1 protein-coding gene is annotated in these 1,112 nt (G+C 66.9%); it reads left to right on the top strand.

Features of this window, described 5'->3' with window-relative positions; all coding sequences use genetic code 11:
* Window positions 1-42 precede the first annotated feature (42 nt).
* The coding region (locus tag Q1A87_RS23500) for a PAS domain S-box protein (RefSeq protein WP_299657276.1) at window positions 43-1,112 on the top strand (1,070 nt) is incomplete at its 3' end.

Raw genomic sequence — 1,112 nt, 5'->3', positions numbered from 1 at the left:
TCAGCCCGAACTCGGATAACATCAGGATCAGGAGGAACGAGATTGGCGGACGGAAGACACGGCGACAACGGCCATTTCGGACCGGACGGCCGCTTCGATCCGGCTGCCCCGATCGATGACGCCGATCTCGGCCGGCTCATCCTCGACAGCGCGGTCGACTACGCGATCGTGACGATGTCGCCGGAGGGTCACGTCACCTCCTGGAACGAGGGGGCCGAACGCATCCTCGGATGGAGCGAGGCCGAGATCATCGGTCAGTCGTCGCGCGCGTTCTTCACACCCGAGGACGTCGCGCAGGGCCGCATGGAAGCCGAGATGCGCGAGGCTGCGGAGACCGGCCGGGCAACCGACGAGCGCTATCACATGCGCCGGGACGGATCACGCTTCTATGCCCAGGGCCTGATGATGCCTCTCAGAGGCAGCGACACCAGATCGCGTTCGGGCTTTCTGAAGATCTTTCGCGACCAGACGAAGCGCCACGAGGCCGAGTTACGGGTCCGTAACCTGGAGAACAGCGTGGCCACGGTGCTGCGCACCTCGGGCACGATCGGGCTCTACCGCTTCGATCCCGGCCGGCGGATCGTCTGGGGTGACGAAAGCTGCGCGCGCATGTTCGATCTCGACCCGATCCTGCTGCAAGAGGGAGCCCACGCCGCCGCCTTCTTCGACCGCATCCATCCCGACGACGTCGCGCGGGTCGAGGAGGCGCAGCGTCGCACGACGCGAGCCCGGGACCATCTCGACGTGACCTTCCGTGTCGTTCATGCCGATGGCGGCATACGCTGGCTGCATACGCTGTCCGACCTGGCGGCGCTCAATGGCAATGCGACCGGAACGGTGGGCGAAGAGGGACCCGACGACGACGCGCAGGTCCGTTCAGGCGTCATGATCGACGTCACCGAACGCCGCCGCGAAGAGCGCATGCATACGGCGATCCTGGAGGTGGGAGACCGCCTCCGCACGCTCGACGATCCCGCCGCAATGGCACGGGTCGCCTTCGCGGAGGTGGGACGGGTCCTCGACCTGTCCCGGGCCGGGCATGGCGAGGTCGATCCTGACGGCGAGATCATGACGGTCAGGGTCGACTGGACTGCCCGCGGGGCTGCGAGCCT

The organism is uncultured Jannaschia sp. (genome assembly GCF_947494055.1).
GTDB lineage: Bacteria > Pseudomonadota > Alphaproteobacteria > Rhodobacterales > Rhodobacteraceae > Jannaschia.
The sequence above is the reverse complement of the archived record's forward strand: the minus strand, read 5'-3'. Positions and strand labels throughout refer to the sequence as shown.